The organism is Simplicispira hankyongi (genome assembly GCF_003570885.1).
GTDB classification, from domain to species: Bacteria; Pseudomonadota; Gammaproteobacteria; order Burkholderiales; family Burkholderiaceae_C; genus Simplicispira; species Simplicispira hankyongi.
In genome coordinates this window covers 1,058,986-1,084,549 of the sequence record NZ_QXJC01000001.1, presented here as the reverse complement: position 1 = coordinate 1,084,549, position 25,564 = coordinate 1,058,986, and the positions used below count along the sequence as shown (strand labels likewise).

The following is a 25,564-nucleotide window of genomic DNA, read 5'->3' as shown; positions in this document are numbered from 1 at the left end:
TGGTGCATGCGAGCAGGTTTTTGGGTGCGCTGGGTGCTGTGGCTGGCACTCGCGCTGGGTGGGGTCGCCAGCGCCGTGGCGCAGGATGTGGCGGGGGGGCAAGACCACCCGCTGATTCAGCGGTATCCCGGTGCCACGCTGGTGGGGTATGCGCAACTGCACCATGGCAGCATCGATTTTCAGAGCACCAGTTACACCGGCTTTGACCTGGACACAGGCCGGCGCCGCTACGCCGAAGCGCCGCTGACCCTCGATGGCCGCGTCACGCGCCTGTGGTACGAGGCGGCAGGCAAGACCACTTCTGCGCAACTCTACGACTACCAGGCACGGGCGCTTACGGCCCAAGGGTTCAAGGCGCTCTACGATTCCACCAAGGACAGCGGCGCGGGCGCCGGCAAGTGGGTCAATTTTCTGGCCAGCTTTGCCAATGGCAAGCGCGACGCATTGCCGAACAACCGTTCGTGCCAGGTGTTCTCGTCGGCGCGCACGGCCAGCCTGCGCACCGGCACGTTCCAGAAGGACAACACGACGGTCCGCCTGGTGGCGATCGACTGGCTACAAGGGGATGCGGCGTCCAAGGCCCGCAAAGGGGCTTATATCGCCATCGACATCGTGGAGGCGCGCGTGCTGCAGGAGCCGGCGGCGCACACCCCGGCGGCGCAAGACGATGCCCTGATCCGCAGCCTGGCCAGTAGCGGGCGTGTGCTGCTTGCAGGTGCAGGTTTTGGCTCGGGCAGTGCGGTGATGGACGAGACGACGCACGCTGTGCTGGCCCGTGTGGCCACCTACCTCAAGGCCAACCCGGCTGTGCGCCTCTATGTGGTGGGGCATACCGATGGCACGGGCAACCTGGAAGACAACCTCGAACTCTCGCGCCAGCGCGCGCAAGCGGTGGTCGATACGCTGGAACACGACTTCGAGATCGACCACAGTCGCTTGACTGCGCATGGCGTAGGTCCGCTGGCACCTGTGGCCGACAACAACACCGCCGCCGGCCGGGCAAAAAACCGGCGGGTGGAGCTGGTGCGGCACTGAGGCTTGGGGGGCCTTCCCGCACAGCGCAGGTTGGCAGGGCCTCGGTTCAGGGCCGCATTCGGCCCGTGTTCAACTGGTGCTTCTTGAGCTTGTCGTACAGCGTTTTTTTGGGCAGGCCAAGGTGCTCTGCCACTGCGGCCACGTTGCTGTCGTGTGCTGCCAGCGCTTGCGCGATCAGCGAGCGCTCGTAGGCGTCCACTTGCTCGGAGAGCGTGTGTGGGCCACCCGCGCCCCATGCGTCTGAAGGCCGGGCGCTGAGGTCGCCTTCCACCACTTTGAGCACCAGACGGTCGGCAAAATTGCGCAGCTCGCGAACGTTGCCGGGCCAGTCGCGCGCTTGCCAGGTGGCCATTTGCTGCGTTGTCCACTGGGGCGCCGGCATCTGGTAGCGCACGGCAGCGCCCTGGACAAAATGTGCCAGCAGCAGGGGGATGTCCTCACGGCGCTCGGCCAGACTGGGCAAATGCAGACTGACCACACCGATGCGGTAGTACAGGTCTTCGCGAAAAGCGCCTTGCGCACTCATCTGCAGCAGATCGGCCTTGCTCGCGGCGACGATGCGGCAATCGATGCTGACCGGGTCGTTGCCGCCCAGCCGCTCCAGCCGCCGCTCCTGCAGCACGCGCAGCAGCTTGACCTGCAGGGCCATCGGCATGCTTTCGATCTCGTCCAGAAACACCGTGCCGCCGTTGGCGTATTCGAGCTTGCCAATACGGCGTTTCTGCGCGCTGGTGAAAGCGCCGGCTTCGTGGCCGAAGATTTCGCTCTCAAAAACCGATTCCGGCAACGCCCCGCAGTTGATGGCGACAAACGGCCCCTTGCGGCCGCTGGCGGCGTGCAACTGGCGCGCGACCACCTCCTTGCCGGTTCCGGTCTGTCCATTGATCAGCACATCGGCCGGGCTCGGGCCGACCGACCCGATCATGGTGCGCACCCGCTGTATGGCGGCAGACTGGCCGAGCAGCGGGGGAAGATCTGGCTGTTTCAGCCACACCGCCTTGAGCAGGCGGTTTTCCATGATGAGGCGGCGCTTTTCCTGCGCCCGGCTGACGGCCTCCACCAGGCGTTCGGCAGCGAAGGGCTTTTCAATGAAATCGTAAGCGCCGCGCCGCATCGCATCCACCGCCATGCTGACGTCGCCATGGCCGGTGATGGCAATGACCGGCAAATCTGGATCGATGGCGACGATCTGGTCCAGCAGTTCGAGGCCGGATTGCTCTGGCAGCCGGACGTCGGTGACGACTACGCCGGCGAATCCGGCATGCAGCCAGGGCTGGGCCTGCCTGGCCGTGGCACAGGGGTGCACGGTGAAGCCTCCCAGTTCGAGCGTCTGGGCAATCGCCAGGCGCACCGCCTGCTCGTCTTCCACCAGCACGGCCTGGCACGCGCTTACCGGGGCGTGGTCGTTAGGGACTGTCAACGGTCGCTCCTGGGCTGGGGGGTTTGTCATTGTCACGCAGCGGCAGTCGCAGCGTGAACTCCGCGCCGCCGCCCTCCAGGTTCTGCGCATGCAGTTGCCCGCCCATCGCCTGAACGATGGACGAGGAAATGGCCAGCCCCAGCCCCAGCCCCTTGCCGGAGGCCTTGGTGGTGAAGAAGGGCTCGAACAGGTGCTGCGCCGCATCTATGGCAATACCAGGGCCGGAGTCGCGCACGTTCACCACGGCTTCCTGCGCTTCACGGCGCAGCACCACGTCGACGCGCCGCAGCGGCGCATCTTCCACGGCATCCAGCGCGTTTCTCAGCAGGTTGATCAGGACTTGCTCGATGCGCAGTGCGTCGCCTGTCACCTGCACCTGCTCGCGTGCGTCGATCGCAAGCTGGGTCTGCTGGCGCCGGAAATCACCCTGGAGCAGCATGGCGGACGCTTCAATCGCCTGCGCCAGGTCCACGCTGGCAACGCTGCCATGGCTCTTGCGCGCGAAGCCCTTGAGCTGGCCAATGATGGCGCCCATGCGTGCAGCCGCAGCACTGATGTGCGCCAGATTCGCACCGGCCTGTTCCGCCTGGTTGCGCTGCAGGAACACCACGGCGTTGTCGGCAAAGGCGCGGATCGCTGTCAGGGGTTGGTTCAGCTCGTGCGTGACGCCGGCCGCCATCTGGCCCAGCGTGGCCAGCTTGCCAGCCTGCACCAGCTCGGTTTGCGTGCTGCGCAGCAGGCGTTCGGTCTCCTGAAGCTTGGCGTAGCGGGCTTCGAGGTTGTGGTTGGTTTGCAGCAGCTCCCCGGTGCGCAGTGTGATCTGGCGCTCCAGCTCTTGCGCCGCGTGCTGCAAGGCCTTGCGCGACTCATGCCGCTCTTCCAGCCGCCGGCGCCGCTGGTGCATGGCCCAGAGCGAGACGATCGCCACCGCCAGCACCAAGGCCGCCGCCAGTGCCGAAAGCAGTGCCGAGCGCGCAACCCTTGCGGGGGAGGGGAACAGCATCAAGGACCAGCCCAGGCGGCCCACCGGCTTGCTGACATACCCGCCAAAGCCGATTTGCTCGTCTTGCGGCAGGGCCGAGATGGCGCCAATCACCTGGCGGGCGTATTGCTGCGTATGGGCCAGGTGGACCTGGGCTTCGCCGCCCAGCACCTGCATGCTGTGGTACTTCCACGGGCTGCGATTGCTGAGAAAGACGACGCCGTTGCGGTCCGCCAGTGCCAGCGGCTCTTCGCTGCTGGCCCAGGCGAGCTCGAACTCCGCCAGACTGATCTTGACCGCGATGACGCCTACCGGCGCCGCGCCGGCCGGTGCGCCCAGCGGGTACACCGGCTGGGCTATGAAATAGCCGGGTTCGCTGGTGGCGTTGCCAATGCCATAAAAGCGTCCGGCGCCGCCTGCCAGGGCGTCACGGAAATAGGGGCGAAAGCCGAAGTTTCTGCCGACGAAACTCAGGGCTTCGTTCCAGTTGCTCGACGCCAGGGTGTTGCCATCCCGGTCCATCAGGTAGATCGCGCTGGCTTTGGCATGCTCCTGAATCGCTTGCAGCGTCAGGTTGAGGCGGTGGATCAGGGCCGCGTCATCGGGTTGCGCCAGTGCCTGCACGACATCCGGGTGGAAGGCAATGGCAAAGGGCAGGGTTTCGAATTTCTCCAGCATTGACTCGAGGTCGAGGGCAATGATCTGCAACTGCCGGTCGGCTGCGGCATGGATATCGTTCGCCGCCTTGTGGGCAGCGACGCGGTAGACCAGAGAGATCAGCGCCACGGCCAAGGCCACGGCCAGCAGCGCCCACCCGATGCGCCGCCGCAGGCGCGGGCGATGCCCCGCCACAGCGGGCGTGTGTTCCTGCGCGGCGGGGTCGTGCGGCATGGCAGTGGTTTCGGCTTGGGTGCGCGCGCTCCAGCGACGACAAGGTTCAGGGAAAGAGCCTCAATCGATCGCCGCCAGCCGCAGTTCGTCATTGTGATGGCGCTGCTGCTCTTCCATCACCAACTGGCCCAGCTCGCGCTTCAACTGGTTGAATTCCGGCGATGCCGGATCGCGCGGTCTGGTCAGTTCGATGCGCATGTCGCGTTTGACGGTGCCGGGCCGGTACGTCATGACGACGATGCGGTCGGCCAGGTAGATGGCTTCCTCGATGCTGTGGGTGACGAAGAGGATGGTCTTCTTCAACTCGGCCCAGATGCGCAGCAGTTCGTCTTGCAGGTTGCGGCGCGTCAGCGCGTCCAGCGCGCCGAACGGCTCATCCATCAGCATGATGGGCGAATCGAGCGCGAGCACCCGCGCAATCGCCACCCGCTGGCGCATGCCGCCGGACAGATCCTTGGGAAAGCGGTTGCGAAAATCGCTCAGGCCGAGTTTTTCCAGCAGAGAGCTGACACGCTGGCGCCGCTGCGCGGGCTCCATGCCACCGATTTCCAGGCCGAACGCAATGTTCTGCTCGACCGTCATCCAGGGAAACAGCGCGTACTCCTGGAACACCATGCCGCGGTCTGGCCCGGGGCCCGTCACGCGCTTGCCGTCCGTGGTGATGGTTCCGCTGGTGGGCGGAGAAAAACCGGCGACGGCGTTGAGCAGTGTCGATTTGCCGCAGCCCGACGGCCCCAGCAGGCAGACAAACTCGCCGGCCGAAATATCGAGGTTGATGTCCTTCAGCGCCACCACTTCCTTCTGGTCGGCCTTGAAGGATTTGTTGACACCGCAGACCTTGATTTGCGCAGTACCCATGTCAGTTCTCCAGGCCGCGGTGCCACCGCAGCAAATGGTTGTTCAACCGGTTCATGCCAATGTCGATGGCCAGCCCGAGCAGGCCAATGCTGATCATTCCGGCGATGATCTTGTCGGACCAGAAATATTCGCGTGCTTCGAGAATGCGAAACCCCAGTCCGTTGTTGACGGCAATCATTTCCGACACGATCACCACGATGAAGGCGGTGCCGATGCCGATGCGCACCCCGGTCAGTACGTAAGGGACGGCAGCCGGCAGCATCACGCGCAGAAAAATGGTGCGCTGGCTGGCCCCCAGGTTTCTCGCGGCGCGCAGGTAGATGCCATCGACATGGCGCACGCCTGCGACCGTGTTCATCAGCACCGGGAAGAAGGCGCCTAGTGCAATCAGGAACACGGCGGGCGGGTTGCCCAGGCCAAACCACAGAATCGACAGCGGGATGTAGGCAATCGGCGGGATGGGCCGCACCACCTGCACCAGCGGGTTCAGCCACCGGTACACGCGCTCACTGGCACCCATGGCCAGGCCTATGGGCAGCGCCAGGACGGCACCGGCCAGGAAACCCATGACCACGCGGTACATGCTGCACACGGCGTCGTACGGCAGTTCGCCCGACACGGCCCAGGCCAGCCAATTGCCGCTGCCCTTGTACGGTTCCAGGGGCAGCAGGTATTCGACCCATTTGCGTACCACGGCCAGGGGGGACGGCAGGATTTGCGGGTTCACCCAGCCCATCGCGGCCACCGCCTGCCAGAGGGCCACAATGGCCACCGGCACCACGAGGCCGGTGCCCACCTCGCGCCATTTGATTTGCAACATGGCGCGCCCTTTACTGGATGTGCAGGCTCGCTTTGGCCTGTTCCAGCAAATCGGTTTTGACCCAGTCCATGGCGCGTGGCGGCTTGGCCATTTTGCCGACACCGTATTTCTGCATCAGGTCCGTGGTGGTCTGGATATGCGCCGGGCCAACGTCGTAGGAATAGGGCGAGTTGGCGATGGCATTGACGAAATCTTCCGGCGTGATCTGGTTCTTGAAGATGGTCTCGCGCACGTACTTTCCTGCCGTAGCGGGTTCGCGGATGAAGGTCGCGGTCGCCTTGACGAAGCACTGCATGAATTTCTCCGCAAGCGGGCGCTGCTCTTTGTAGAACTTCTCGGTCATCACGAGCGTGCGCACCGGTTCGCCGATGGGCGTGTCGTAAGGTTTGATCACTTCCACGCCGTAGCCCTTGTTGATCGCCTGCGACGACTGCGGCTCGCTTTGCATGATGGCGTCCAGGTTCTTGCCCAGGAGCGCCTGGTTGAGGTCGGCAAAGGCCAGGTAAATGATCTGCACGTCCTTGCCCGGCTGCTCCGACATCGTCAGGCCGTTCTTCGCCAGTTCGGCGGCGAGCAGGATTTCATGAATGCCGCCGCGGGTGACGCCGACCTTTTTGCCCTTGAGGTCCTTCACCGATTTGATGCCCGAGTCGGGCCGCGCCACGAGGCGTGCGCCGCCCTTGGCAAAGCCGGCCACCACGTAGATCGGCGCGCCGTTGGCACGCGCCGAAATCGCCGATTCAGAGGCCGCCGCACCCACATCGAGTTCGCCTGCCATGATGGCCTGCATGATGTCGGGGCCCTTGGCAAACACGTGTTCCTCCACTTTGATGCCGCAACTTGGCGCGATTTCCTTGATGTACGAGACGGCCCCGTAATGGGCAAACTTCAGATTGCCAAGCCGGACGGTGTCCTGGGCGTGCGCCGCCAGGCTGGACGCCAGGGCCATGCAGCCGAGAATCAGATGGGTGCGGGTGATGTGCTTCATGCGTAGTCTCCTTTGGGTTGGGTTGCCTGCTCCATAGAGCAGCCTTCGTGCCAGGGAGAGCCGAATTTGCAAGTAGTTGATTTGATTCACATTTGTTCACGCGACATGGAATAGGGACGTAGGGGTCTGCGAAAATCCGCAATGAAATCCCGCAAAATTCCGGTTTTCCGCGCAACCGTTCGTCGGACGGGCGCCGCTGATCGCACACATGAAGGTTTTGGTCCATGAAGCGAGCTGCCATGCCGTTTGAACTCCTGCCGCGTGACCTCTCTGCGTGGCGTGTCGGCAATACCGGCGTTGACTATGTGCACCGGTTTGACTCTGGCGAGCCTGGCCCGCAGGTGCTCATCAACGCGTTGACCCACGGCAACGAGTTCTGCGGCATGGTGGCCGCGCTGCACCTGCTGGAGTCGGGCGTGCGCCCGCGCATTGGCGCGCTCACGGTGAGCTTTGCCAACGTGGCGGCCTACGAAAGCTTTGACCCGGCGCGGCCGTTTGAGAGCCGCCAGCTCGTGCACAACCTCAACCGCGTGTGGTCGGCGGCCGATCTGGATGGCAGCGCCCTGAGCCCGGAGCTGGTGCGCGCACGCGCATTGCGTCCGGTGGTGGCGGCTGCCGACCACATTCTTGACCTGCATTCGACGAGCCAGGACGTCGAGCCCTTCTGGGTCTACCCCGCTTTCGAGCGCAACGCGCGCGCTGCGCTCGCCATTGGCATCCCGGCGGTGCATCTGGTGATGCCCAGGGGCCTGGGCACTGGCGTGCCGCTGATCGAGCATGGCCGCCACGGCCAAGTGGGCGGGAAGGGCGTGGGCCTGGTGGCGGAATGCGGCCAGCACTTTCGCAAGGCCTCGGGTGACACGGCGATTGCGGTCACGCTCGGGTTTCTGGCCCATTTCGGATTGGTAGCACCGCCTGAGCCGCCCCTCGCACTGGCCCCAGCCCGGCGCTTTGAGCTGCTCGATGTCTGCCTGGTGGAGACGGCCAGCTTTGCCTTCGTGCGCCCGCTGGTGGGGTTCGAGACCTTTGCCAGCGGCGAGCTCATCGCCACCGATGGCGCGCGCGAGATTCGTGCGCCGTGTGACCACTGCACGGTGTTCATGCCGACCCGCGAGCCTGTCGTTGGGCGCGAGGGGGTTTACCTCACCCGCCCGCTGGCCGCCTGAGGGCTTGCGTCACGCGGTCAGAACGACGACCCCGGCTGCGCCAGGAACGCCAGTTCCTGCGCCGTAGACGTGCGGCCCAGCACCGCGTTGCGGTGCGGGTAGCGGCCAAAGCGTTGCAGGATTTCCAGGTGCGCCCGCTCGAAGCGCAGGTTGTTCTCCAGCCCGGGCTGGTCGAACAGCACCAGTGCCTGGGCGTGGAGCGCGAGCGATTCGCTGTGCATGAAGGGGAGGTAGGCAAAAGCGCGCTGCTCCACGGGCAACTGGCGGTCGTGCGCCCCTGCCACCAGCTCCTGCGCCAGCGCGAGCGCCAGGGCATCGTTGGCAAAGGCGCTGGCCTGGCCGCGGTAGATGTTGCGCGAGAATTGGTCGAGCACGATGATTTCCGCCAGCCGCCCGCCTGCCGTGGCGCGCCAGGCGGCGAGTTCGCAGCGCTCGGCCGCCCGCAGCAGCGTGCCAAATCGTTCAGCGATGCGCGCGTCCAGTGCCGCGTCTTTGGCAAAGTGCTGCTCTGCCGTGAGCTCGCCGAACCAGAAGCTGAGAACGTCTTGCGCGCTGGGCAGAAAAATATCAGTCAAATTGGCCTCTAGCGCTTATGTGGATTGCGTAAGCAGCTATCAAAACTGATAGCCATTCAGGTGGGTTTGTCACCGAGCGCAATTTTGCCTTCACTCACATAGCGTTCGAACTCGGTACGCGGTATGGCGGCAGAGCCTGCCGCGTTGTTGTCCGCCGTCCACGATAGCGTGGCGCTGTCTTCGCTGTGCTCGACTTCTACCGGGCCGCGTGGAATGGCAATGGGCGCACCGTCGCCGGGCGTGTAGGTGACGTCGCCGCAAATAGTGGCTTGCTGGGTCATGAACAGATCCTCCGTAACAGCATATTGGAAGCCGTCCGGCCCGCAGGCCTTGTGGGACGAGCGCGCAAAAGGCTGCGCACCCTGTCGCCTTCGGTCATGTCGGCGCGCGCCGCTGCTCGCCGTGCACCAGGTAGATGCCGCTGCCGATGATGATCGCGCCGCCCAGCAGCGTGGCGCCGTCGGGCAGTGCCTGCCACAGCAGCCAGTCGAGTCCTACGCCCCAGGCGAGCGCCGTGTATTCAAAAGGCGCAATCACGGCGGCCTGGCCATGGCGGAAGGCCTCGGTAATGGCGGTCTGTCCGAGGAAACCGGTCACGGCAAGGCCCGCGACCAGAGGCCAGTGCTCCCTTGACACGGCCACCCAGCCAGGCAACGCCAGGATGCCGGCGCCGATGGCCAGCATGGTGGTGGTCCAGAAGACGATGGTGGCGCTGGAATCGGTGCGCGTCAGCACACGGCCGGCCACCGCGGATACAGCGTAGCAGGCCGCTGCCGCCAGCACCGCGAGGCCGCCCAGTGTCAGCATCGCGCTCTGCTCGGGCCGAAGCGCTACCAGCACGCCGAGCAAGCCCAGGCCAATGGCCAGCCAGTGGCTGGCCCGCACGCGCTCGCCCAGCACCGGGGCAGAAAGTGCCGTGATCAGCAGCGGGGCAATGAAAAACAGCGTGTAGGCCTCGGCCAACCCCAGGCTCTGCAGCCCGTATGTGAACAGTGCCAGCATCACCACCACCAGCATGCCGCGCAGCAGGTGCAGCCGCCAACGGGCTTGCAGCAGGGTATGCGCTTGGCGCTGCCAGAGAACGTACGCCAGCACGAGCGGCAAGGCGGCAAGCCCGCGCAGCGCGGCTACCTGCATGGGCGGGTAATGGCCTGCCAGGGTTTTCAGCAGCGCGTCCATCAGCGAAAAGCAGCCGACGGCGGCCAGCATGGCGAGCACGCCGCGCAGGTTGCCGTGGCCGTGGATGGGCTGAGACATCAAGAAGATGGGACCGTGGGCGTGCGTGCCAGCGCCAGAAGTGCCAGGGCACGAGCCTTCGATGGCGTTTTGGGGTGCACGCAATGTAGCGCAGGCGCCGAGGTATGGCCTGTCCCGCGCGGGTAGGCTTCAAATCCGTGGCTGCGTTCTGAGGTGCTGCTGGCCGCCAGCGTTTGCCGATACCTGACCCAGTGCAAAAAATCAATCAAAATGGCCGGCAGCGCCTACGCATGAAGCGTCTGCAGCTATTGTTTTAGATATTCGCTACTCGATATGCGCTGCCGCCTTGGCGCGCATCTTGGCGGCGATGTATTCGCCGTGCGTCACGTACAGCAGCCCGGCGATCTTGCTGATGGTGTGGTTCTCGTTGGCATCGACATGCGCGTCGGCATAGGCCACCTGCCACAGCGCCTCGACCAGGCGCACCTTGTCGTCGTGGCTGAAGGCGTCGTTGATGCGGCCGGTGAACTGCTGGTAGTCGTAGGCGGTTTGCGAGCTGTCCTGGGCATGTGTCAGCAGTTCGTCCAGCGCCTGGGGCGTGAGGTCAAAGCGTTGGTGCAGTGCGGCGAGCGCGACCGCGCGCTCCTTGGCATCCATGCTGCCATCGGCACGCACCACTTCCACCAGTAGAACCGCCGTTGCCAACTGCACCCGCTGCGCGCGCTCCTCGGGAGTGGGCGCTGCAGCGGAGCCGGTAATGTCGGCGAGAAAATCCTTGAAGCTCTGGAACATGGGCGGGTGCGAGGTAGCGAAAAGGGGCAGAAATGGGCTTGATCCGTCCTGGCGCGGCAAGGTTCCCTGCCCTGTATTTCAGGTGGCGGGCGACAATCGAAGGGTCATGAAAACGATACTCCCTTTGCAACTTCTGGTGGCGCCGCGCCACGACGACCCTGCGCCTCTGGTGCTCTACCACGGCCGCAACTGCCCCGACGGCTTTGCCGCGGCGCTTGCTGCCTGGCGCTTCTATGGCGGCCAGGTCGAACTGCGCGGGCTGGACCATGGCGAGGTGAAAACCCTCGCCGACCTGCCGGCAATCGACGGCCGCGCGGTCTACATCCTCGATTTTTCCTTCCCGGCCGAGCTTCTGCGCGCCATCGACGAGCGCGCCGCGCGGCTGGTGCTGCTCGACCACCACAAGAGCGCCGCCGACGCGCTGGACGGTTTTGCCTGCCGCTGCGGCGTGGTGCACTTCGACATGGCCAAATCCGGCGCGCGCCTGGCCTGGGAGTTCTTTTTGCCTGAGGCGCCCGTGCCCGACCTGGTGCGCTACGTCGAAGACCGCGACCTGTGGAACTGGCAGTTCCCCGAAAGCCCGGCCTACCTCGCCGCCCTCGACATGGAACCGCAGGAGCTGGCGCGCTGGAGCGAGTTGGCCGCGTTCACGCCGCAGCAGAGTGCGCAGTTCATGGCGCGCGGCCAGGCCATGGACGAGAAATTCAGCAAGTTGGCCGCCGACATTGCCGAAGGCGCCGAGCCGCTGGTGTTCAACGGCGAGGCGGGCTTGATGGTGAACGCGCCCGGCGTGTTCCACAGCCTGGTGGGCGAGCTGCTCTCGCGCCGCTCGGGCACGTTTGCCTTGATGTGGACGGCGGGCAAGGGCGGCGTGGTCAAGGTGGGGCTGCGCTCGCAGCGGGGCTACGACTGCATCCCGCTGGCGCAAAGCATGGGCGGCGGTGGGCACGCGCAGGCTTGCGGTTTCAAGACCAGCGCTGCACGCCTGCCCGAGCTGCTGGGTGGGCGCTTCGACGCGGCCGGGCTGTGATGGCCAGGCTGGCAGGGCAAGCGCTGGCCGGTAGAGGCGCACCATGCTGAAGGGTGTCATGGCGTCGGTGCTGGCGTCGGTGCTGTTTGGTGTCATCTACTGGATATCGCCGTCTCTGAAACCTCTGACGGGCGAGCAGATTTTTGGCTGGCGCATGATCGCGACACTGCCGTTCACCACCGTGCTGCTGCTCTGGCGCGGCGAATGGTGCCAGGTGCGCGCCATTGCAGCGCGGGTGCGCGCCCGGCCCCTGCTGGGCGTGGCGCTGCTGCTGAGCGCCGCCATGGTCGGTGTGCAGCTGTGGCTGTTCATGTGGGCGCCCATGGCCGGCCGCGCGCTGCCGGTGTCACTGGGCTACTTTCTGCTGCCGCTGGTGATGGTGCTGGTCGGCCGGGTGCTGTACCGCGAGCGCCTCTCGGGCCCGCACAAGCTGGCGACGGTGCTGGCAAGCGCTGGCGTGGGGGCGGAACTGCTGCGGGCCGGCGGTGTGTCCTGGGAGACCTGGCTGGTGGCGCTGGGCTACCCGCTGTACTTCGCCCTGCGCCGGCGCCTGCGCACCGAGCAGCTCGGCGGCCACTGGGTGGACATGGCCCTGGCCCTGCCCGTGGCGGCGTGGTTCGTGTTGCGTGCGCCGTCCACCGTGCCCACGGTGGCGGGCGATGGCGCCCTGGCCGCGCTGGTGTTGCTGGTCGGCGTGCTCAGCGCGGTGGCGCTGGCGCTCTACATGGCTGCCAGCGGCCTGTTGCCCATGGGGCTGTTTGGCTTGCTGACTTACGTGGAACCTGTGCTGCTGGCGTTGGTCGCATGGTGGCTGGGCGAGCGCCTGGCGCCGGGGCAGTGGCTGCTGTATGGCCTGGTGTTCGCGGCTGTCGGTGTGCTGGTGGCGGATGCGCTGCGCACGATGCTGCGTGCACAAGTGCTTACGAAGAATATGGATTAAAAATGCCATCAGCGCTTATTGGATCTAGGTTTGTTGCTATTCTTTGAAGCGTTTTTTGCGGTTTGACATGGCTTTCTTTGTTCAATTGCGTGCCGCGCTAGCGGCTCTCCTGTGCGCGGTCTTGCTGGCCGGTTGTGGCTCTCCGGGGCACAGCGCTGCCACGCAGGAGCGCTTTGGTTCGGGCAACATGCATTCGCGCCTGTTCGATGCCACGCCAGCGCGCACCTGCGAGGCTGGGCGGCGTGCCTTGCTCAGCCAGGGCTATTTCGTCAATGTCGCCAGGCCCGATCTGGTCGAAGGCAGCAAGAGCTTCCAGCCGGACGCCGAGTCGCATATGCAGATGACCATCCGCGTGGTCTGCGTGCCCGATGGCGGCCAGGGCAGTGTCTCACTGGGCTTCGTGACGGCGCTGCAGGACAGCTATACCGTCAAGAAGGCCAACAACTCTGCCAGCCTTGGCGTGCCGGCCCTTGGCTCGCTCTCGCTGCCGTTCATGGCGGGCAGCGAGTCCCTGGTGAAAGTGGGGAGCCAGACCATCAATTCGGAAAAGTTCTACGACAGTTTCTTTGACATCGTCAAAGGCTACCTGCGGGATGATCCCGTGGATGAACCCGCTGCCGAGGCGAAATAGGGTTTCCATGGTCCGCAGGCCTGGAAAGCTGGGCCCCAGGCCCGCCATAATGGCCGGATGGACGTGCCTGAGCCTCAGCCCGAAGATTCTGGACAGTGGACCGAGGCGGTAGAAGAGTCTTTGCCCCAGTTGGGCGAGATGCTCGATCTGCTGCGGCGGCTCTGCGGGATCGATTTTGCCGGCTACAAGACGACTACGCTGACCCGCCGGGTGCGCCAGCGCATGGTCCGGCTGGGCGTTGAAAACCCCAGTGACTATCTCGATCTCCTGCACCAGCAGGCTGCTGAGCGCGAAGTGCTCAGCGCCGAGCTGCTGGTGAACGTCACCGAGTTTTTCCGCGACCCCGAGGTGTTCGAGCAACTGGCCAGCGCAGTGCTGCCGGATTTGCTGCGCGGGCGCAACCCGGGCGAGGATCTGCGCATCTGGTGTGCCGGCTGCGCCAGCGGCGAAGAGGCGTATTCGATCGCCATGCTGGCCCTCGACGCCGCAGGGCGCCTGGGGTTTCATGGCAATGTGAAGGTCTTCGCCACCGATCTGGCGCCAGAAGTTCTGGCACAGGCCTCGCGCGGGCGCTACGCCGCCGACGCCCTCGCCTCGGTGCCGGAGGACTTGCAGCGCCGCTTCCTGCAGGCCGACTCTGCAGGCAGCCTGCGCGCTGATACCAGCCTGCGCCGCCACCTGGTGTTTGCCCGCCACAACCTGCTCTCAGATCCACCATTCACCAACATTGATCTGGCGCTGTGCCGCAATTTGCTGATTTACCTCAAGCCCGAGGCGCAGTTCCGGGCTTTGTCGCAGTTGCATTTCGCGCTCAAGCAACAGGGTCTTCTGCTGCTGGGTGCCAGCGAGAACGTCGGCGCGTTTGAGTCCAGCGCGTTTTCGGTCGTGGACCGCACGCACAAGCTGTTTCGCAAACAACCGGCGGTGCTGCACCGCAATTTTGACGCCCACACGGTCAATGCCCAGGCGGTTCCGGCGATTCCGTCCATGCCGCCTTTGGAGTCCGCGCAAACGCCTGAAGGGCTGGCAGCCGAGCTGGACGCGACGCGCGAGCGCCTGCACGAGATGGTGCTGGAACTGCAAGCCAGCCACGAGCGCCTGGACCTGGGCAACGAGGAACTCACGGCGTCCAACGAGGAGCTGCAGAGCACCAATGAAGAGCTCAAATCCGTGAACGAGGACTTGTACGCACTCAATACGGAACTGGAGAAGCGCAACGACGAACTCGATGCCCTCAACCGCGATTACGACCACCTGCTTGACAGCACCGAGATTGGCACCGTCTTCCTTGACATGAACCTGTGCGTACGGCGCTTCAGTCCCGGCGTGAACGACTTCCTGGCGCTGCGGGCCAGTGACATCGGCCGCTCGGTGGGGGATATCCGCTACCGCCTGGGTGCGCAGGAGGCATTCCTGGACGATCTGCGCCGCTGCGCCAGCGGCGAACAGCGCGTAGAGCGCGAAGCCATGCTGCCCGACGGGCGCTGGGTGTTCGAGCGCATGCTGCCCATTTTCAACGCCGACCGCCAGGGCGATGGAGTGGTCCTGACCTGGACCGAAATCAGCAAGATCAAGCACATCGAGTCGCTTGCAGAAAAGCTCGCCGCCGAGCGCCAGCGCCTGCTCGATATTCTGGAGGCATTGCCCGACGGGGTGTACATCGTCAATGCCGAGTACGAGATCGAATACATCAACCCAGCGCTGCAGCGCGAATTTGGCGACGTGATGGGGCGCAAGTGCCACGATTATTTTCACCAGAATGCCTCGCCATGCACTTGGTGCAAGAACCCCGAGGTGCTCGCCGGCAAGATGGTGCAATGGCAATGGGTGTCTCCCAAGGGGCGCACCTACGATCTTTTTGACATTCCGCTGAAGAATGCGGACGGCAGCATCAGCAAGCTGGAGCTGTTCCATGACATCACCGAGATGCAGGAAGCCCGGCGCGGCATGCGCGAAGCAGCCCGCATTGCACGCGTGGGGCACTGGGAATGGAACATCGTCAGCCAGGAGTTGCACTGGAGCGACGAAACCTTTGCCTGCTTTGGCTATGCGCCGGGCCAAGTGAAACCAAGTTTCGAGGGTTTTCTCAGCCATGTCGAGCCTGCGGACCGGTCGCGGGTGCGCAAGGCCGTGGACGATGCGCTGGCGGGTGACGCCGCCTACGAAATCGAGTTTCGCTTTCGCCGTGTCGACGGCAGCCTCAGCGTTGGCTTTGCCAGCGGCAGCGTGCAGCGCGACGGCGAAGGTCAGCCGCTCTCATTGGGCGGAGCACTCCAGGACATCACCAGCCTGCGCGAGAGCGAGATGCGCTTCAAGGTGGCTTTCCGCGCCAGCCCGCTGGCCGCCTCCATTTCACGCGTACGCGATGGCATGTTCGTGGAAGTGAACGATCGCTACACCACCTGGTTCGGCTGGTCGCCTGCCGAGCTGGTGGGGCGCACCATCTTGGAGGTGGGTTTGTGGGCCGATCTGGGGGTGCGCGAGGCTTGGCGCGAGGAATTGCGGCGCAAAGGCTCCACCTTGGAGTTCGAGGCCGTATGGGTCTGCAAGAGTGGCGAGCACCGGCAGGTCAGCCTGTCGGCGGAACTCATTGAGGTCGACGAAGAGCAGCACGTGGTTGTCTTTGTGCAGGACATTACCGAACGCAAGGAAAATGCCGCCCGCATTGAATTTCTGGCGCACCACGACCCGCTCACCCATTTGCCCAACCGCGTGTTGTTTCGCGACAGGTTTGACCTGGCCAAGGCATGGTCCGAACGCAGTGGCAGCAAGCTGGCACTGATGTACCTGGACCTGGACCATTTCAAGACCATCAACGACACCTTGGGCCACCCGGTGGGAGACCTGCTGCTGCAGCAGGTGGCCGAGCGGCTCACCACCACCTTGCGCGACACCGACACCATCAGCCGCCAGGGCGGCGATGAGTTCCTGATTGCGCTTACCGACGTGCAGGACGTGGAATCGGTCGGGCGCATTGCCGACAAGGTGATCGAAGCGCTCGCCCGACCTTTTCATATTGAAGGCCACGAGCTGGCGGCGACGCTCTCCATGGGCATTGCACTCTGGCCCGACGATGGGGCCGACTTCGATACCCTGCTGCAACGTGCCGACACGGCGATGTACCGCGCCAAGGACGCCGGACGCAACACCTACGTGTTCTACACCGGTGAGATGAATGTCCAGGCGCTGGAAAACCTCAAGATGCGCTCGGCCCTGCACTGGGCGCTGGACCAGCGGGAATTTGTGCTGCATTACCAACCGCAGATCGACCTGGCGAGCGGGGTGGTGGTGGGTTTTGAAGCTTTGCTGCGTTGGCAGCGCAGCGACGGCGAGCTGATTCCGCCCGGCCGTTTCATCCCGGCGGCCGAAGACAGCGGCCAGATCGTGCCAATTGGTGAGTGGGTGCTGCGCGAAGCCTGCGCGCAGGCCATGCGCTGGCAGCAGGCGGGCCTGCCCGAGTTGACCATGGCAGTCAACCTCTCGGTCGTGCAGTTCAAGCGCGGCGACCTGCTGGCCAGCGTCACGCAGGCGCTGGAGGAATCGGGCCTGGACCCCGGCCGGCTGGAGCTGGAACTGACCGAATCGCTGCTGCTCGACGACGCCGACCACAACCTGGAGACGGTGCGCCGCCTCAAGGCGCTGGGGGTGTGCCTGTCGATCGATGACTTCGGCACCGGGTATTCGAGCCTGGCCTACCTGCGCCGTTTTTCGGTGGACAAGCTCAAGATCGACCAATCCTTCGTGCGCGACATCGTCAGCGATCCGGAAGACGCTGCCATCGTGCGCGCCATTATCAGCATGGCGCGCAGCCTGAAACTGCGCGTCATTGCCGAAGGTGTCGAGAGTGAGGAGGTCGCGCGCATCCTGGGCCTCTACCACTGCCATGAAGCGCAGGGTTACCATTTCGCCCGCCCCATGCCTGAGCAGGCCGTGACCGACTGGATGTTTGCGCGTGAGGGCGGCCCTGAGGTAGTTTCAGGTCGAAATTCCACGCGGACCTGACCCTGCCAGACGCAGCAGTGCCCAAGACTTTGTCCGGGCGAAGCAAGCGCTGTTCTTTTTTGTGCCCCGCCCGCAATGCCCAGCATGACCAGCCCCAACGAATTTCGCATCCTATCGCTCAGCGGGGGAGGGTATCTGGGCCTGTATACCGCCGTGGTTCTTGCTGACCTGGAAGCCCGGGTGGGGGAACCGCTGGGCCGGCGTTTTGACCTGATTGCCGGCACTTCCGTTGGCGGCCTGCTGGCGATGGCCTTGGCCTTCGAAGTGCCGATGGCGCAGATCGTGCGGCTCTTTGTCGAGCGTGGTGAAGAGGTGTTTTCCTCACGCCGCCTGCCCGGTGGCACGGTCACGCGCTTGCTGGACATGACGCGTTCGGTGCTTGGCCCCAAGTACACCGGAGAAGCCCTGCGGCGCGAACTGGCGAAACATTTTGGCGACCGCACCATGGGCGACGCCCAACACGCCGTGGTGGTTCCGGCGGTGGACGTCAGCCGCAGTGTCACCAAGGTGTTCAAGACGCCCCATACCCAGGGCTCTCTGGGCGACGAGGCACTGTCCGCGGTAGACGTGACACTCGCCACCTGCGCTGCGCCGGCGTATTTTCCGTGCGTCAAGGTGGGAGAGCGCTTGTACGCCGATGGCGGGCTTTTTGCCGTGGCGCCAGATCAGGTGGCGCTGCACGAGGCGCAGCACTTCATGGGCGCCAAGCAGGCCAAGGTGCGCATGCTCGCCGTAGGCACCGCCACCATGGGCTACCAGCCCGCCGACAATGTGGAGGCCGACGCCGGAGCTGTCGGTTGGCTAAGCGAGGGGCGTTTGATCCTGACCCTGATCTCGGTGCAGCAGCAGCATGTGGAGGCAGTCATGGAAGACCTGTTGGAAGAGCGCTACCTGCGCATCGACGCGCACTGGCCGGCGCAGGCAGGCCTGGGGATTGACGTTGCCACGCCAGAAGCCACCAAGACCCTGATGGCACTGGGGCAGAAAACCCTGAGCGAGCTGGACCGGGATCGCCTGGCGATGTTTCTCTGATGCCCGCGTCAAGCTGGCAGAAACAGCGCAGGGTCCACCATGCAGCGGTTGAGCATCACGCCCCAATGCAGGTGTGGCCCCGTCACGCGGCCGGTGGCGCCGACAGCGCCCACACGCTGACCTGCGTCCACGGTGTCTCCCACTTGCACGTCGATGGCGCTCAGGTGGCAGTCCATGGTGAGCAGGCCGCCTCCATGGTCCAGCCACACGGTGTTGCCGTTGAAAAAGTAGTTGCCCGTGTCGATGACGCGTGCCGGGAGCGGCGCTAGCACCGGCGTTCCGGTAGCGGCAGCGATGTCCATGCCGCTGTGCGGATTGCGCGCCTGGCCATTGAACACCCGGCGCAGCCCAAATGAGCTGGAGCGCCGGCCCGGCACCGGCACTTGCAAGGCCAGGCTGCGCGGCAGCGGCGTGCTGAACGTGGCCATCACACCGGCCTGGTGCGCGCGCTCGCGTTCCCAGCGGGCTTCGTCCTCGGGTGACAAATCCACCGTGCGCGGTGCCACCGTCAGCCGCTGCTCGCGGTACTGCTTGGGCGCGATGGTGTAGGCAATGGTCCGGCTGCTGCCGCCTGCGTCCTCCACGCGGATCTGCGCCGCGCCGGTACTGGCCAAGAGGGCAATGCCCAGCACTGCCGTCCAGCCCCTGGGGTCCCCCAGCACCAGCAAAGGCACCTCGCTGGCACCGTCCGTGGCAGCCGTGAAGGCGCGTGGGCGTGCAGCCGCCGGACCGAGCGCCAGGCGCGCCACGCCGCCGGGCACCTGCAGCGTGCGCGGCAGCGGGCCGTCAGTGCGATTGGCGGGGGCTGCCCAGGCAGGCCGCAGTGCCGGCCAAGTCGCCACCGCGAGCGCACCGGCCAGTGCCCAGCGACGGGACGGCATACCAAGCGTGGGGGATGAATCGGGGGTGTAGCGCAGTGCAGGCATGGTTGGCAAGCCTACCAGTGTGCGCACGCGGGCGCTGGCTGGCTAAGCTATGTGCTTCAGTGCGTCACGAATTCATAGCGCACGAGCTCGCTGTCCACCATGTCCAGCAAATCGTTCAGTACTTCGTCATCGTCGGCGCTGGCCCAGGTGTCTTCCGGGTTGGCGGCAAACAGGGGTTCGATGGTCAGATCGAGGTAGGTGCCATCGGGCAGCTTGAGCACGGGCGTGCCCTCGGAGGTGTCGGCCAGTTCCCAATCGTCGGGAACGGACATTTCGAGTTCGATGGTGACGTGGAGTTTTTTCATGGTGGGATGGTGCGGGTTTCGGCACGAGGAGCATACCCGGCGCGTCGGGCTTGGAGCAGTGCGCTAAAGTGCCTTATACCCTTTGTGTGCCCGATGAACAGCTTGCATCATGGTGGGTACCACCCTTTGAATGTTGTGCCGCTCATGTCTGCCCTCGAACTCAAAATTCCTCCGCCACTGGTCGCTGCCATTACGGCTGCAGCCATGGTGTCTGCGTCGCTCGGGCTCGGGCCTGTACTGGCGCTGCCGGCAGGTGTACGCGTAGGCGGCGCTCTGGTCCTTGCTGCAGTGGGCGTCGGCTGTGACCTGGCGGGCCTGGTCGCCTTCAGGCGGGCAAAAACGACCGTCAACCCCATGGCGCCGCACACCAGCACGCATGTCGTGACGACAGGCATCTACCGCATCACGCGCAACCCCATGTACCTCGGACTGGTGTTCATCCTGCTGGGCCTGGCGCTGTACCTGGCCGCACCCTGGGCCTTGCTCGGGCCGCCAGCGTTTGCGGCCTACATCACACGTTTTCAGATCTTGCCGGAGGAGCGCGTGCTCACCGAGCGCTTCGGCGCCGCCTACACCGCCTACCGCAGCCAGGTGCGCCGGTGGCTGTAGTGCAGAAAACTGGGGTCTGACCCCAATTTACCAATTTATTGGTGCCTGGCGCGCAGGCCCTGGGCCAGTGCGCCGAGGGCAATGCCGGCCAGTGCCCACAAGAGCGTCCAGTTGCCAGTGCCCAGACCCGCAATGGCCGGGCCGGGGCAGACGCCGCACAGGCCCCAGCCGATGCCGAACAGGGCAGCACCGCGCACGGTGTCGCGGTTCCACACGCTGGCGTGGTGGTGAAAGCGCTCTCCGATCAGTGGGCGCGAGAGCATGCGCGGCGCCAACTGGTAGGCGACCAGCGTGACCCCCATGGCGCCGCCCATCACGAGCATCAGCCCGAAATCCTGAAAGCGCAGGAAACCCAGTACCACTTCGGGCCGAACCATGGTAGAGACGGCCAGGCCAAAGCCAAACAGCGCGCCGGCCACCAGCACGGTGACAAAGCGCGGCAGGTTCATGCGTTGCGCGCTCATGCCAGCCACCTTGCGGCCAAATTGGCGGTGAGGAAGGCCGTGGCCATGAAGGTCAGCACGGCCAGAAGCGAGGGCCACTGCAGCGAGCCCAGCCCGCAAATGCCATGGCCCGAGGTACAGCCATTGCCCAGCCGCGCGCCGTAGCCCACCAGGACACCCCCGAGCAGCAAACGCCATGCCGGCAGGCCCGTGGTTTGCGGTGCGCCATGGGCAAGGACCAGCCACCACAGCAAGGCGCCGAGCACCAGTCCCAGCGCAAAGACCAACCGCCAACCGCGCGAATCGGTGAATCTGGCTTGCTGAAAGTATGGCCGCTGGACCACGAACGACCAGGTGGATGAGAACACCGTGCTCATGCCGCCCACCAGGCCGGTGAGCACAAACAACAGCGCCACGCCGGTGCCAATGAGTACGCCGCCGAGCAGGTAGTGCTGCCAGCCCAGAGGAAAGAGGGAATGCGCCAGGTCCATGGGCTGCATTATCTGGGCGGGTCTGCACGCTGTCTGCGGGGAGCATGGAAAATGCTGGCATGAGCCTCATTCACCTGTTGCAGCGCCACGCCCGCCTGTCCCCCGATCGCCCCGCCATCTTCGAAGGCCGCAAGCCCTGGGCGAGCTACGGCGAATGGGCCGCGCGCAGTGCCGCGCTGGCCGGACGCATGCGCACCGCGGGTCTGGTGCCCGGCGACCGGGTGCTGCTCTTCATGCGCAACCACCCGCGCTACCTGGAGGTGCTGTGCGCCGCCTGGTGGGCCGGCCTGGTGGTGGTACCGGTCAACGCCAAGCTGCACCCGCGTGAAACCGAATGGATCGTGGACAACGCCCAGGCGCGCTGGGGTTTTGTGACCGGCGACGTGGCGCCCGGGGCGCTGGCCGGGCTGGAGCGGCAAATCGACGTGGAGTCGCCCGAGGCCGACGCCTTGCTGGCGCCGGTGGATGACCCGTGGGCCGTGCCCACCGCCGAGCGTGCCCCGGACGACGTCGCCTGGCTGTTCTACACCAGCGGCACCACCGGCCGGCCCAAGGGCGTGATGCTCACGCACCGCAACCTCATGACCATGGGGCTGACGTACTTCATCGACGTGGACCCGGTGGCCGCGCAGGACGCCATCGTTTACGCCGCGCCCATGTCGCACGGCGCCGGGCTGTATGCCATCCCGCATTTGATGGCGGGTGCGCGCCACGTGGTGCCCCAGTCCGGCGGGGTGGACCCGGCCGAGCTGTTTGCGCTGGGCTGGGAACTGGGCGGCCTCTCCACCTTTGCTGCTCCCACCATCGTCAATCGCCTGGTGGACCACGCGCAGCAGGCGGGACTGGACCAAGAGGCCTGCGCCCGCGCCTTCAAGACCATTGTCTACGGTGGTGCGCCCATGTACGTGGCGGACATTCAGCGTGCGCTCCAGGTCATGGGGCCCCGCTTTGTACAGATCTATGGCCAGGGCGAAACGCCCATGGTTGCCACCGCGCTCTCGCGTGCGCAACTGGCGGACGCCGCGCATCCGCGCTACCTGGTGCGTCTCGCTTCGGTGGGCGTCGCCCAGACACCGGTGCAGTTGTGCGTGGCCGACGAACACGGCGCTGAGCTGCCGCTGGGCGAGGTCGGTGAGGTGCTGGTGCGGGGCGACAGTGTCATGGCCGGCTACTGGCGCAATCCCGAGGCCACGGCGGCGGCCTTGCGCGGTGGCTGGCTGTTTACCGGCGATGTCGGCTGTCTGGATGCCGAGGGCTTTCTTACGCTCAAAGACCGCAGCAAAGACCTCATCATCAGCGGCGGCTCCAACATCTACCCGCGCGAGGTGGAAGAAGTCCTGCTCACCGCCCCCGGCGTGGCAGAAGTGGCCGTAGTGGGCGCGCCGGACCCGGCCTGGGGCGAAGTGGTCGTCGCTTTCGTGGTGTTGCAGTCTGGCGCCGCGACCACCACCGAAACGCTCGACCAGCACTGCCTGGCGCAGATGGCGCGCTTCAAGCGGCCCAAGCACTACCGCGTCGTGCAGGCGCTGCCCAAGAACAACTACGGCAAGGTGCTAAAGACGGCGCTGCGCGAGCAGTGGCGCATATCTATCGAGGCGGTTTCAGGCAGAAGCTGACGGCATTCGCTTCGTTCGCCGGCCACGGCGCGGCAGTGCTTTCAGGGTTTCGGCAGGGGCGCGAGAGGCGCAGCACATGCCATACTTCACAGAGATATTTGGTCAGCCGCAACTCCCATGAAAACCCACATCGGTCGTTTTGAACTCAAGCGAATGTTGGGGCAGGGGGCACAGGCACAGGTCTGGCTGGCATTTGACCCGCGCCTGGAGCGCGAGGTCGCCATCAAGCAGATGAAACCGGTGCCCCCGCAGGAGGCATCCGCCGTCCAGCAATGGCTGCAGGAAGCGCGCAGCGTCAGCCGCCTGACGCACGCCAACATCGTGCCGGTGTTTGAAGCCGATGTGCACGAGCACCAGCCCTATCTGGTGTTTGAATACGTGGCAGGGCAGACCTTGGCCCAGCGCCTGGCAGGGCAAGGCGCAATCCCCGCTAACGCGGCGGTACCCATCTTGCAGGACGTGCTCAGTGCCCTGGTGGTAGCGCACGCCGGTGGCGTGGTGCACCGCGATCTCAAGCCCTCCAACGTGCTGCTCGATACCAATGGGCGGGCCAGAGTCATGGATTTCGGCATTGCCGCCCGCATGGGCCGCGCGCAGGCAGGCGCCAAGGGGCAGGATGCGGCCGGAAGCCCCGGCTACATGGCGCCCGAAGCGATTCGGGGCGAAGCCATTTCCCCGTTGATGGACGTGTATGGCGCCGGGCTCCTGCTGGCCGAAGTGCTGTGGGGCAAGCCCATCAGAACCGGGACGGATGCCATGAAAGCCCTGCAGCGTGCTGCCCGCGAGCCACTGCAGCTGCCCGCAGGGCTGCTCGAAGGGCTGGACGATGCCCTGCGGGCCATCGTGCTGCGCGCCACGGCCTTTGATCCCCAGCAGCGCTACGCAGGCGCACAGGCATTTCTCGATGCCTTGCGCAAGTGGTCCGGCGCACACACGGATGAGGCGCAAGCGCCCAGCTCCGCCACGCAGAACAGCACCCTCGAATTTCTGCTGCGCCGCATGCGCAGCAAGAGCGATTTCCCGGCGCTGTCCGAGTCGATTGGCAAGATTCAAAGCATGGCGTCTTCCGACAAGGAAAGCGTCAGCAGCGTTACCAACGAAATCCTGAAAGATGTGGCGCTGACCAACAAGCTGCTGCGCCTGGTCAACAGCGCGCACTATGCACGCGGCACCAGCATCGGCACGGTCTCGCGCGCGGTGAGCCTGGTGGGCCTGAACAACATTCGCAACATGGCGCTCAGCCTGGTGCTGCTTGAGCACATGCAGGACAAATCCAACGCGCATCTGCTCAAGGAGGAATTCCTGCGTGCCCTGATGGCCGGGTCGGTCGCGGGCGAAATGGGTCGCTCTACCAAAGAAGGCGAAGAGGCCTTCATTGGTGCTTTGTTTCAGAACCTTGGACGCATGCTGGCGCAGTTCTACTTCCCGGAAGAGGCAGCCAATGTCCGCAAGCTGGTCACCGCGTCGCGCGAGCCCGTCGATGAGGATGTCGCCTCCACCCGTGTGCTGGGCATTACCTACGAGGCGCTCGGTCTGGGGATTGCCAAGGCCTGGGGCCTGCCCGAGAGCATCCAGCGCTGCATCGTGCGGCCGCCCGGCGAGCCACCCGGCCGGGTTCCAGCCGACGCGCTGGAACGTTTGCGCTGGAGCGCACGCGCCGCCAACGACATGGCCGATGCCATGCTGCACACCGATCCACGAGACGTCGACGCACGTCTCACCCAGGCCGCCAAGACCTACGAGAAAACCCTGGGGCTGAGCCTGGACGCTATGCAGGCTGCCACGGCTACGGCGCGCAAGAAGCTCGTTGAGTTGGCGCAGGCCATGGCCATTACCGTGCGCGCCAATTCCCGCGCGGCGCAGTTGCTCCAGGGAGCCGGCGACGCACCAGTGCCAGTGCCGGCAACGTCCACCGGGGGGCAGGATGCCCTTGCCGCGACCGAGCTACAGGCCACCCAGAAACTGCCCGCCTCGCCGGAGGCGGACCCGCAAGGCAACGAGCAAGTCTCGGAAATCCTGGCCGCCGGTATTCAGGACATCACCAATGCGATGGTGGAAGAGTTCAAGCTCAGCGACGTGCTGCGCATGATTCTGGAGACCATGTTCCGCGCGCTGGACTTCCACCGCATCGTGTTCTGCATGCGCGACGCCAAAAACGATACCCTGACGGGCCGCTTTGGGCTGGGCATGGGCGTGGAGGGCGCCGTCAAGCAGTTTCGCGTGCCGATGGCGGTCGAGGGTGACAAGCCCGACCTGTTTGCCACCATCTGTGCCAAGGGGGCGGACACCCTCATCAGCGATGCCAGCGCACCCCGCATCGCCGAGCGCCTGCCCGATTGGTACCGCAAGGCGGTCGACGCCCCCACTTTTCTGATCCTGCCGTTGCTGCTCAAGGGGCGTGCGTTCGGCATGATCTATGCCGACAAGGCAGAGCTGGGCAGCCTGGTGGTCGATGAAAAAGAGCTGGCCATGCTGCGCACCCTGCGCAACCAGGCGGTGATGGCGTTTCGGCAGTCGTCGGGCTAGCGCTTGATGTACAAGCGCTAGGGAGCCTCTGCACGAATCGTCGCGCCGTGTGCATCTGCGGCCTCGGGCGATCTGCAGCGTTGCAAATCCTCGCATAGCTACGGCTATCGCTGCGATTTGCGCCTTGCAGCTCATCCCGATCCGCAGCGCCCACTTGCCACGCGATTCGTGCAGAGGCTCCCTAGAGGACGATTCGGCCGCTATTGTTTGAACCCGAAGCGCCGGTGCTTTCACGCGTATTGGATGTGTGGGCGCTGAGCCACTCCACTGCGCGCACGCTTGGCCCGCA

General features: G+C 65.2%; 23 protein-coding genes. 10 read left to right on the top strand and 13 right to left on the bottom strand.

From position 1 onward, the window contains the following. The first annotated feature begins 6 nt into the window (after positions 1-6). Entirely contained in the window at positions 7-1,035 is a 1,029-nt protein-coding gene (locus D3F03_RS04945; protein WP_119108183.1) for an OmpA family protein, read from the top strand. Positions 1,036-1,081: 46 nt separating this feature from the next. Here D3F03_RS04945 and D3F03_RS04940 read toward each other — a convergent pair whose 3' ends face one another. From D3F03_RS04940 to D3F03_RS04920, 5 genes are read right to left on the bottom strand one after another with little or no spacing between them, the layout of a single operon-like run. Then, positions 1,082-2,455 carry a sigma-54-dependent transcriptional regulator gene (locus D3F03_RS04940; protein WP_245960499.1) on the bottom strand — a complete coding sequence of 458 codons (1,374 nt, stop codon included), beginning with the start codon at positions 2,453-2,455 and terminating at the stop codon, positions 1,082-1,084. Continuing rightward, positions 2,442-4,328 (bottom strand): sensor histidine kinase, encoded by a 1,887-nt coding sequence (locus D3F03_RS04935; protein WP_119108181.1) that lies wholly within the window; start codon positions 4,326-4,328, stop codon positions 2,442-2,444. The genes D3F03_RS04940 and D3F03_RS04935 overlap by 14 nt, the downstream gene beginning before the upstream one ends. Positions 4,329-4,388: 60 nt before the next feature. Next, positions 4,389-5,186: an ABC transporter ATP-binding protein gene (locus D3F03_RS04930; RefSeq protein WP_119108180.1), complete on the bottom strand. Its 798-nt coding sequence runs from the start codon at positions 5,184-5,186 to the stop codon at positions 4,389-4,391. A gap of 1 nt (position 5,187) precedes the next feature. Next, entirely contained in the window at positions 5,188-6,006 is an 819-nt protein-coding gene (locus tag D3F03_RS04925; RefSeq protein WP_119108179.1) for an ABC transporter permease, read from the bottom strand. A gap of 10 nt (positions 6,007-6,016) precedes the next feature. Next, positions 6,017-6,994: an ABC transporter substrate-binding protein gene (locus tag D3F03_RS04920; RefSeq protein WP_119108178.1), complete on the bottom strand. Its 978-nt coding sequence runs from the start codon at positions 6,992-6,994 to the stop codon at positions 6,017-6,019. Between the two features lie 224 nt (positions 6,995-7,218). Here D3F03_RS04920 and D3F03_RS04915 point away from each other — a divergent pair, with 224 nt between their 5' ends. Then, entirely contained in the window at positions 7,219-8,160 is a 942-nt protein-coding gene (locus D3F03_RS04915; RefSeq protein WP_119108177.1) for a M14 family metallopeptidase, read from the top strand. A gap of 17 nt (positions 8,161-8,177) precedes the next feature. Here the strand turns inward: D3F03_RS04915 and D3F03_RS04910 are convergent, their stop codons facing one another. From D3F03_RS04910 to D3F03_RS04895, 4 genes are all read right to left on the bottom strand, one after another. After that, a complete protein-coding gene (locus D3F03_RS04910; protein WP_245960497.1) occupies positions 8,178-8,735 on the bottom strand; it encodes a DUF924 family protein in 558 nt (185 codons plus the stop codon). Between the two features lie 56 nt (positions 8,736-8,791). Then, a complete protein-coding gene (locus D3F03_RS04905) occupies positions 8,792-9,016 on the bottom strand; it encodes a hypothetical protein (RefSeq protein ID WP_119108176.1) in 225 nt (74 codons plus the stop codon). A gap of 94 nt (positions 9,017-9,110) precedes the next feature. After that, positions 9,111-9,992, bottom strand: a complete 882-nt coding sequence (locus D3F03_RS04900) for a DMT family transporter (RefSeq protein ID WP_119108175.1) — start codon at positions 9,990-9,992, stop codon at positions 9,111-9,113. A 264-nt stretch (positions 9,993-10,256) separates the two neighbouring features. Continuing rightward, on the bottom strand, positions 10,257-10,724 hold the full coding sequence (locus D3F03_RS04895; protein WP_119108174.1) for a tellurite resistance TerB family protein: 468 nt from the start codon (positions 10,722-10,724) through the stop codon (positions 10,257-10,259). A gap of 106 nt (positions 10,725-10,830) precedes the next feature. On the opposite strand from D3F03_RS04895, the gene D3F03_RS04890 reads away from it, so the two are divergent. The 5 genes from D3F03_RS04890 (at position 10,831) to D3F03_RS04870 (ending at position 18,359) form a co-directional block, all read left to right on the top strand. Then, the gene (locus tag D3F03_RS04890) at positions 10,831-11,754 is read left to right on the top strand and encodes a DHH family phosphoesterase (RefSeq protein WP_119108173.1); all 924 of its coding nucleotides are present in this window, start codon (positions 10,831-10,833) and stop codon (positions 11,752-11,754) included. 43 nt (positions 11,755-11,797) lie between these two features. Continuing rightward, on the top strand, positions 11,798-12,694 hold the full coding sequence (rarD, locus tag D3F03_RS04885; protein WP_119108172.1) for an EamA family transporter RarD: 897 nt from the start codon (positions 11,798-11,800) through the stop codon (positions 12,692-12,694). A 67-nt stretch (positions 12,695-12,761) separates the two neighbouring features. Then, positions 12,762-13,325: a DUF2242 domain-containing protein gene (locus tag D3F03_RS04880; protein ID WP_119108582.1), complete on the top strand. Its 564-nt coding sequence runs from the start codon at positions 12,762-12,764 to the stop codon at positions 13,323-13,325. Between the two features lie 57 nt (positions 13,326-13,382). Then, positions 13,383-17,327: an EAL domain-containing protein gene (locus tag D3F03_RS04875; RefSeq protein ID WP_119108171.1), complete on the top strand. Its 3,945-nt coding sequence runs from the start codon at positions 13,383-13,385 to the stop codon at positions 17,325-17,327. A gap of 84 nt (positions 17,328-17,411) precedes the next feature. Further along, positions 17,412-18,359: a CBASS cGAMP-activated phospholipase gene (locus D3F03_RS04870; RefSeq protein WP_158606131.1), complete on the top strand. Its 948-nt coding sequence runs from the start codon at positions 17,412-17,414 to the stop codon at positions 18,357-18,359. Positions 18,360-18,367: 8 nt separating this feature from the next. Here the strand turns inward: D3F03_RS04870 and D3F03_RS04865 are convergent, their stop codons facing one another. Both D3F03_RS04865 and D3F03_RS04860 read right to left on the bottom strand, forming a co-directional pair. Continuing rightward, positions 18,368-19,285 (bottom strand): peptidoglycan DD-metalloendopeptidase family protein, encoded by a 918-nt coding sequence (locus tag D3F03_RS04865; RefSeq protein WP_245960496.1) that lies wholly within the window; start codon positions 19,283-19,285, stop codon positions 18,368-18,370. A gap of 56 nt (positions 19,286-19,341) precedes the next feature. Continuing rightward, positions 19,342-19,590 carry a hypothetical protein gene (locus D3F03_RS04860; protein WP_119108168.1) on the bottom strand — a complete coding sequence of 83 codons (249 nt, stop codon included), beginning with the start codon at positions 19,588-19,590 and terminating at the stop codon, positions 19,342-19,344. Positions 19,591-19,734: 144 nt separating this feature from the next. Here D3F03_RS04860 and D3F03_RS04855 point away from each other — a divergent pair, with 144 nt between their 5' ends. Next, positions 19,735-20,199, top strand: coding sequence for a methyltransferase family protein (locus tag D3F03_RS04855; RefSeq protein ID WP_119108167.1), 465 nt, complete (start codon positions 19,735-19,737; stop codon positions 20,197-20,199). 35 nt (positions 20,200-20,234) lie between these two features. On the opposite strand, the gene D3F03_RS04850 is transcribed toward D3F03_RS04855, so the two are convergent. Beyond that, on the bottom strand, positions 20,235-20,663 hold the full coding sequence (locus D3F03_RS04850; RefSeq protein WP_119108166.1) for a DUF6691 family protein: 429 nt from the start codon (positions 20,661-20,663) through the stop codon (positions 20,235-20,237). After that, on the bottom strand, positions 20,660-21,133 hold the full coding sequence (locus D3F03_RS04845; protein ID WP_119108581.1) for a YeeE/YedE family protein: 474 nt from the start codon (positions 21,131-21,133) through the stop codon (positions 20,660-20,662). Before D3F03_RS04845 ends, D3F03_RS04850 begins: the two co-directional genes overlap by 4 nt. A gap of 59 nt (positions 21,134-21,192) precedes the next feature. Between D3F03_RS04845 and D3F03_RS04840 the strand changes: the two genes are divergently transcribed. Together D3F03_RS04840 and D3F03_RS04835 are read left to right on the top strand one after the other, a co-directional pair. After that, positions 21,193-22,749: a class I adenylate-forming enzyme family protein gene (locus D3F03_RS04840; RefSeq protein ID WP_119108580.1), complete on the top strand. Its 1,557-nt coding sequence runs from the start codon at positions 21,193-21,195 to the stop codon at positions 22,747-22,749. A gap of 117 nt (positions 22,750-22,866) precedes the next feature. Next, positions 22,867-25,275, top strand: a complete 2,409-nt coding sequence (locus D3F03_RS04835; RefSeq protein ID WP_119108165.1) for a serine/threonine protein kinase — start codon at positions 22,867-22,869, stop codon at positions 25,273-25,275. Positions 25,276-25,564 lie beyond the last annotated feature (289 nt).